We start from the raw sequence: 7858 nt of genomic DNA on the forward strand, positions 1-7858 counted from the left end.
CCGCCCTCTTCGGCAGTCGCCGGCCGATATTGGGGCTGCGGCGGGTATTGTGGGGGTCGCCGTTGCCACCCAAGCCCTGTGGGGGCTGAGCTCAGCCACATCAGCCCGTCCGGTGACCTACGCCCCGGAGGGCACGGCTTCCTCCGCCGGGCGGCGGTACATGCGCGTCGCCGTGATCTCGCCGTGGACCTGCTCCGCGTCGGGGTCCTGCGGCTGCGGCAGGCCGGGCCGCAGGTGTTCCTCGACGCTGATGTACTTCAGGCCCGCCCGCAGGTCCGCGTCGTTGCGCAACCGGATGACCAGCGGGAACTCCGCCAGGGCCGTGGTGTCGAACAGACCCGTGGTGTACAGCAGCTGCACGCCCAGCGCGTCCGCGACGGCCCGCTGGAGCTCCAGCAGGTAGGTGGCGTTGGCGCGGCCGATGGGGTTGTCGAGGAACAGCGTGCCCGCGTGCCGCTGCTTGTCGCGGCCGCGGTCGTTGCTGCGCAGGGCCGCCATGGTGCAGTACAGGGCGATCGCGGCGGTCAGCAGCTGGCCGCCGGAGAAGACGTCACCCATCTGACCCACCGACACCCGCTCGGCGCGCAGCACCGCGTCGGGCTTGAGGATCTCCACGGCCACGCCGCGCGGCTGCAGCGCCGCCGCGACGCCGCGCAGCAGCAGCGACATGCCGTCGCGGCGCAGGTCGGAGTTCTTCCTGACGGCGGAGCGGGTCGCCTCGTCGATGACCTCGCCGAGCCGGTCGGTGAGGGTGGCCTGGTCGGGGTCGTCGAAGCGGATGCGCAGGAACTCCTGCCCCGACCACTCCCCCAGCCCTTCCGGGAGGCGGGAGAGCCGCTGCGCGGAGCGCAGGGTGGTCAGCGAGGACTCGACGAGGCCGCGCAGCCGGTCGACGATGCTGTCGCGGTTGCGCTCCAGCTGCTCCAGCTCGTCGGTGAGCACCCGCAGCCGGGGGGCGAACGCCTGTGCCCAGGCGGCGGCGTGCTCCGGCAGGGCGGCCGCGGGCAGTTCGCGGATCTGCTGGCGGGCGGGGGTGCGCACCTGCTCGTAGCGGGTGGAGTTGGCGTGGCGCACGAGGATGTCGCTCGCCTCGCGCAGCGAGGACTCCGCCGCCGACAGCTCGCCGGCGCAGCCGCGCAGGGCGCGGCGGGCCTCGGCGGCCGCCTGCCGGGCCTCCTCCAGCGAACCGGGGTACGGCTCGGGCTGCTCGGTGTCCTCGTCGGGGGTGTTGTCCCGCAGGAGGTCGCGCAGCAGGGCGGCGGTGTCGTCGAAGCCGGCGGCCGCGTCCTCGGCGGAGCGGTGGGCGCGCAGCAGGTCGCCGTGGGCCCGGCGGGCGCTCTCCAGGGCGTCGGTGCGGGCGGCGAGGTCGGTGGTGGCCGTGCGCAGCAGCTCCTTGGCCCGGTCAGCGTCGGCGGGGACCATGCCGTCGGGGAGCTCGGTGTGCGCGCTCTCGCCGTCGGCGGGGGCGAGGCGCTCGGCCTCGCCGCGCAGCCGGCCCAGCTGTTCGCTGGCGGTGGAGGCGCGGGTCTCCAGCATCTGGACGAGGGACTCGGCGCGGGCCGCGGCGGCCTGCCGGGAGGGGCCGTCGGCGCCGTCGGTGCCCTCCAGGAGGGTGGCGGCGCGGGTGCGGACCTTGTTGGTGAGGCGGTCGAGCTCGGCGAGGGCCGCGCTCTCGTCGCTCTCGGCGCGGGCCTGTTCGGCGCGGAGGTCGGCGCCGACGCCGACCTTCTCGTAGAGCTGGGAGGCGGCGCGGTACGCCTCGCGGAGCGCGGGCAGGGAGACGGTGGCCGCCCCGGGGTCCGCGGCGGCGTCGGCGTCGTCGGGGGCGCCGGCGATCTCGGCGCGCTCGGCGCGCAGCGCGCGGGCCGTGCGGCGGGCGTCGTCGGCGGCGCGCTGGGCGGCGCGGCGGTCCTCGTCGGCGGCGCGGGCCCGGTCCACGCACTGGGCGGCGCGCTCCTCGGCCTCGGCGGCCTCCTCGGTGAGCTCGCGGACCCGGACCTGCCAGGAGGCGCGCTCGCGCAGCCGGTAGGCGAGGCCGGCGAGGGCGTCGGCGACGCGGCGGGCGCGCGCGGCGACCTCCTGCCGTTCGTCGCGGACCGCGGCCGCCTCGGCGGCGGCCTCCTCGGCCTCCTCCAGGGCGGTGCGCAGGGCGGCGAGCTCCTCCTGGGCGGTGTCGGCGGCGGCGCGGGCCCGCCCGGCCTCGGCGGCGAGCTCCGCGAGACGGCCGGCCGGGCAGCCGGCGCGCCAGGACGTGAGCCGGGCGGCGAGGGTGCGGTCACCGGTCAGGCGTGCCGCTATGGCGCGGATCTCCTCGTCCCGGGCGGTGGCGCGGGCGCGCAGGGCGTGGCGCTCGTCGTCGGCGGCGCGCTCGTCGTGCATGGCCGGATTCGGCGGCACGAGGAAAACGCTGTAGGCGCTGCTTTCGCCCTCCTCGCCCGCGGGGGCCGGGGCGAGGAGGGCCGCGGCCGTGCCGACGGCGACGGCGGAGCGGGGCAGCAGCGCGGCGGCGGCGAGCACCTCGCGGGCGCGGGAGTGCGCGTCGGGGTCGGTGATGACGACGCCGTCGACGAGCTCGGGGCGGGCGGCGAGGACGGCCGCGTGCTCGGCCGGGTCGACGGACTGGGCGAGGTAGCGCCAGCCGGGCAGGGCGGGGATGCCGTGCTCGCCGAGGTACTCCACGGCCGCGAGGACGTCGGGGCTGGGCGGGAGCAAGCCGCCGTCGCCCAGGGCGCCCAGGATCCGGGAGTCGTCGGCGGCCGCGGTGCGCAGGTCGAACATCTGCCGCTCGGAGGCGGCGACGCTCGCGTCGAGCATCTCCCGCAGGGCGTCGGCGCTGCGGTCCAGCTCCTCGGCGGTCAGGGGCCCTTCCGTGGTGCGGCGGGCGGCGGGGACGGCGGCGGGGTGCGGGCGGCCGCCCGCGGCCGGGTCGTCCGCGCCGGGGCCCGTGCGGGGGCCGGGCACCTGGCCGGCGGCCGTCGGCTGGGGCAGGCCCAGCAGTTCGATCAGGCGCTGGTCGGAGCCGAGGGACTCCGCGGCCCGGCGCTCGGCGTCGTAGGCGGACTCCGCGGCGGTGGCGGCGTCCGCGGCGCGGGCCGCGGACAGCTCGGTGCGGGCCAGGGCGGCGGCGGCTTCCTTGGCCCGGTCGGCGGTCTGCCGGGCGGCCTCGCGGGCGCTGTCGTAGGCGGCGACGGCGGGCTTCTCGGCGTCGCTGGCGGCGAGCGCGGCCCGGGCGGGGTCGGTGTCGGGTGCGGTGTCGTCGAGCCATCCGGCGCGGACCGCCTCGGCGGTCTCCTGCTCGACCTCGGCCAGGCGCTGGCGCAGGTGCCCGGCCTCGCTGCGGGCGCGCTGCGCCTCGGTCGCGGCGGCGGTGGCGTCGCGGTGGGCGGCCTCGCCGGTCTCCTGGAGGCCGGCCGAGCGCTCCTCCTCCTCGTTGGCGACGCGCTCGCCCTCGTCGGCGGCCGCGGTCAGGGCGCGGACGAGGTCGGCGGCGGCCCGGGCGCGGGCGGCGAGCGCCGGGGCGGCGTCCCGCTCGGCCTCGCGGATGGCGGCGGCGACGCGGGCCGAGCGGTCGGCGGCCGCGCGGTGGCGCAGGACGGTCTCGGCGGCCTGCCAGGCCGAGTGCAGGGTGCGGGCGTCGTTGAGCTCGCGGCGCTGGGCTGCGGCCGCCTTCTCCCCGGCGGCGAGCGCCAGGGAGGCGTGCCGGTAGGAGAGCTCGGCGGCGACGAGCGCGCTGCGGCCGCGGCCGGCCTCGGCCTCGGTGACGGCGTCCGCGGCGGCGGCGACCTGCTCGGCGAGCTCGGCGGTGCGGCCGCGCTCCTCCTGGCCGCGGGCCGACAGGCGGCGGGCGAGGTTGCGGGTGCGGCGCTCGGCGCCGGCGTGGACGCCGCGGGCCCGGTCGCGGTCGACGGCGGAGTCGGCGATGCGCGAGAGCAGGTCGAGGGAGCCGGCGGTGAAGTCCCGCTCGGCCGTCAGCTCGGCCCGGCGGCCCAGCTTGTGGGCGAAGCCGTGCACGAGGTCGGCGAGGCCGTCGGTGTCCCGGGTGTCGGTGACGGCGCGCAGCAGGAGGTCGGTGAAGTCGGAGTCGTTCTTGACGGCGAAGAGGCCGGCGGCCTCGCCTTCGTCGGCGTTCATCTCGCGCTGGTAGCGGAACAGCTCGGGGTCGAGGCCCAGCTCGCCGAGGTGTTCGTTCCAGCGCTCGTGGATCTCCTCCCACACCACGTCCAGGTGCGGGTACGCCTTGCCGGCCTCGGTGAGGGAGTCGCGGAAGCCCTTCATGGTGCGGCGGCGGCCCCGGGCGCCGGAGGCGCCGTCGTTGCCGGTGCGCATGGCGGTGGACTCGGCCACGGGCAGCGAGTCCAGGCTCAGGCCCGGGCCGGGGCGGAAGGAGTACCACGCCTCGGCGAACTTCCGCGGGTCGTTCGAGACCTGGCGGCCGCGCCACTCGCTGGCCTTGCCGACGACGACGGTCTCACCGGTGAGGACGTGCTGCCACTCCAGGGCGACGTGCCCGCAGTCGTCGGCGAGGAGGAACTTGCGGAGCACGCCGGAGCTGGCGCCGCCCAGGGTGTTGCGGTGGCCGGGCAGCATCACCGAGAAGATCAGCTTGAGGAGGACGGACTTGCCGCCGCCGTTCTCCAGGAAGAGCACGCCGGCGGGCGCGGGGCGCCGCGGCGGGCCGGTGGGCTCCTCCTCGAAGAACTCCGCCTGCGCGGGCGCGGGGGAGGGCACCGGCGCGCCGACCCCTCGCAGGTCCAGCACGGTGTCGGCGTAGCGCGCACCGGCGGGTCCGATGGAGTAGAGGCGGACCCGGGACAGCTCGTACATGGCGGACTCTCGTTGTCGTGACGGGCGGTGGTCAGGAGGCGGTGCTGTGCTGGTGCTCGAAGAACGGCAGGCCGGCGTCGGCCACCAGGTCGAGGTCGTCGGCGTCGTCCGGCGGCAGGAGGGTGGCGCTGCCGTCGCCCACGGGCACCACGCCGAGCTCCAGCAGCTCGGCCATGGCGGCGCTGCCGGCCATGTCGCGCACCTGGAGCTGGTAGCGGGCGGTGGTGCGGTAGGCGCCGCCGGCGTCGTCGCCGGTGCGCTGGAGGAAGCCCGAGTCGACGAGGAAGACGACGGCCTTGGCGATGATGCCGGTCGTGGAGCCGGCGAGGCGGCGGGCGTCCTTGGTGGCGCCGGTCGCGCTGCGCCGCGCGTAGACCCGCCAGGCGGCCTCCAGGCCGGGGGCGTCCGTGGTGGGGTCGGTGTTCTCGCCCTGCTCGGCGGCCTTCTCCTCCAGGCGCCGGCACGCCTGGCGGACGAACGCGTCCACGCCGTTGACGGTGATGCGGCCGATGTAGCCGTCGTCGGCGAGGTCCTCGGGGCGCGGGAAGGCGAGGGCGGCGACGGCGAGGTGGGCGAGGCCGTGCAGGAACCGGTCGGCGGAGTCGGCCGTGGCGCGGCGGGCGTAGTCGCCCATCCGGACGGCGAAGACGGAGTCCTCGGCGGCGGTGACGGCCATGCCGGCGCGGGTGGACACCTCCAGGACGATGAGGCCCAGGCCGGCGGCGACGGCGTCGGCGAGGCGCGCGAAGGCCGGGTCGTCGCGGTGGCGGCGCAGCAGCTCGGCGTACTCGACGTCGCGGGCGGGCAGCAGCTTGGGCTGGAGCCCGAAGGCGATGAGCCGGGCGGCGTCGGCCGCGTCGGCGGGGGTGACGTTGCCGCTCGCCGCTCGGGGTTCGCCGGTCTCACCGGTGCCGGGCTCGTCGACCGGGGCCTCGGCGTCGTACTCAGTCACGGTTGATGCTCCTGCTGGGGGTGTGCGTGAAGTTGCGGTGGGGGCAGCACTGCCGGGCGGGTGGCGGGTGGCCGGCCACTGCCGCGGCGGGAGTTCTTCCCCGTACCCGGCCCTGCCCGGAGCCGGGGGCGACCTCCCGGGCCCGGGGGGTCCGGGGCACAGCCCCGGGGAACGGGGACAGGACGGGGCCGGGGTTCCCTCCCCGCCGCGCCGGCGGCCGGCCGCCGGCTGCGTGAGCGGCGGTGCCGGACCGGCCGTCCGCCGGGCCCGCGGCGATCACGCCGCCTCCGTGCGGTCCGCGGCCATGCCGGCCGCGTCCAGCAGGGCGGTGCCCACGATGAGGTCCGCGCCGCCGAACTCGACGTCGTCGAGCGGGGTGCCGTCGTCGACCGCGAAGAGCAGCGTCTGCTCGCCCTGGCGGTAGGCCGAGCCGACGGACGGGCTGGCGGCGTGGACGGCCAGCAGCGCGACGAGGTAGGGGAGTTCGGGGTCGCGGCGGCGGGCGTCGGCGAGCAGGCCGGACAGGCGGCGGGGTGCGTCGGCCGGCAGGTCGAGGAGCTCCATGGCGCTCGCGAGCTGCGCCTCGCTGAAGCGGCTGTCGTCGGGCGTGGTGATGAGGTCCGGCTCGGGCATCTCCGCACCGAGGTGCTCCCGCTCGGCCGGCGGGGTCAGCAGCATCTCGACGAGGTCGCCCACCCGGACGGACGTGGGCGTGCGCAGCCCCGTGCCCCGGGCGAAGAAGGCGTCGGTGACCCGCCCGGCCTGCTCGACGGGGAGCGGCAGCACGGGCGCGAGGAGCTGGCCGTAGAGGTCGAGGCCGGAGCGGGCGGCGGGGGGTGCGAAAGCCTGCCGGTCCTGCTCGGCGCGGAAGAGGGGGCCGGCCTCCAGCAGCCGGGACTGCAGCTGGGTGTGGCGGCGGATGCAGTCCTTGACGATGTCGACGAGCTCGGCGGCGCGCCGCTTGTGTTCGGCGGTCTTGGGGTCGTTGCCGGTCTCGGCCTCGTCGCGGGCCTTGCGGATGTTGGTGAGGATCGCGTTCTCGTGGCGGTAGCGGTCGGCGACGTGGTCGAGCGCTTCGGCGATCATGTCGGGGACCTGGTGCAGCCAGTCCACGGCGCGGACGTTGCGGCGGGTGGCGTCGAGGGTCTTGCGGAGCGTCTCGGCGTACTGCACGGTCCGGTAGCGGGCCTGCTCGGCGGCGAGCTGGGCGTCGGCGAGGCGGCCCCGGCTGATGAGGACCTCCAGCTTCACCTCGGCGGCGATCTGGGCGCTGGTGACGTCCGTGTCGAGGGCGCCGACGAGCACGTTGACGGCTTCGTCGGTGGTGCGCAGGAAGACGGTGCCGCCGTGGCCGGGCAACTCTTCGATCAGCTTGAAGTCGTAGTCGCGGCGGACGTAGCTGCCGTCGGGGCCGAAGGTGCCGTAGACGGCGCGGAAGCCCCGGTCGACGCTGCCGACGTTGATGAGGTTCTCCAGGACCCAGCGGGCGACGCGCTCGTGCTCGGCCGGGGGGCGGCCGGGGGCCTGGGCGGCGACGCGCGGCAGGAGCCTGGCCACTATCTGCTCGTGGTCGGCGCCGGTGTCGAAGTCCATGTTGAGCGTGACGAGGTCGATGGCGGCCAGGGCCACCTCGGCCATGGCGTAGCAGCCGTACTCACCGGCGAGGTTGGCCTTGCGCGCGTCGAGGTCGTGCAGGGGCGCGGTGCAGGCGAGCGCGCGCAGCCGCCGGGCCAGGCCCTCGTCGGCGGCCGGGCCCGGGGCGACGGGGGTCCCCCCTGCTCGGGGGAGCGAGGACCCGTTGAGCTGGGGCGGAACGGCCGCCGGGGCTGGAGAAGTCACGTCGCACAGAGTAGGCGGTCACCCTGACAACGGACGAAACGGCACGGGTTCCCCGTGCGGGGGGCCACCCTGAGGCCCGCCCTGGAGAGTGTTGGCGGGTCTTCGGCTGCGGGCCCCTCTGTGCCGCCTGCGGCGGCGAGCGTTGTCGCCTGCGGCGCGTCCGTCGTTGCCGCCTGCGGCGGCGAGCGCCCTGCGGGCGCGGGGGGGGGGGGGGGGCGGGGGGGGGGGGCCCCCCGGGGCCGG

The 7858-nt window shown here is 77.2% G+C and carries 3 protein-coding genes; all 3 read right to left on the reverse strand.

The features are described from left to right. Window positions 1-117 precede the first annotated feature (117 nt). The 3 genes from ABZ951_RS32970 to ABZ951_RS32980 all read right to left on the reverse strand — a co-directional run bounded on the left by ABZ951_RS32970 (window position 118) and on the right by ABZ951_RS32980 (window position 7615). Window positions 118-4824: a hypothetical protein gene (locus tag ABZ951_RS32970; protein ID WP_361281652.1), complete on the reverse strand. Its 4707-nt coding sequence runs from the start codon at window positions 4822-4824 to the stop codon at window positions 118-120. A 31-nt stretch (window positions 4825-4855) separates the two neighbouring features. Beyond that, window positions 4856-5776 carry a hypothetical protein gene (locus ABZ951_RS32975; RefSeq protein WP_344096677.1) on the reverse strand — a complete coding sequence of 307 codons (921 nt, stop codon included), beginning with the start codon at window positions 5774-5776 and terminating at the stop codon, window positions 4856-4858. Between the two features lie 276 nt (window positions 5777-6052). After that, on the reverse strand, window positions 6053-7615 hold the full coding sequence (locus tag ABZ951_RS32980) for a hypothetical protein (protein ID WP_344096675.1): 1563 nt from the start codon (window positions 7613-7615) through the stop codon (window positions 6053-6055). Window positions 7616-7858: the final 243 nt, after the last annotated feature.

It is taken from the genome of Streptomyces sp. NPDC046215 (assembly GCF_040646215.1).
GTDB classification, from domain to species: domain Bacteria; phylum Actinomycetota; class Actinomycetes; order Streptomycetales; family Streptomycetaceae; genus Streptomyces; species Streptomyces stramineus.

What these genes read in the sequence shown, in the direction of transcription:
- ABZ951_RS32970 (WP_361281652.1), bottom strand. Translation starts at nt 4,824, where the DNA reads ATGTACGAGCTGTCCCGGGTCCGCCTCTACTCCATCGGACCCGCCGGT.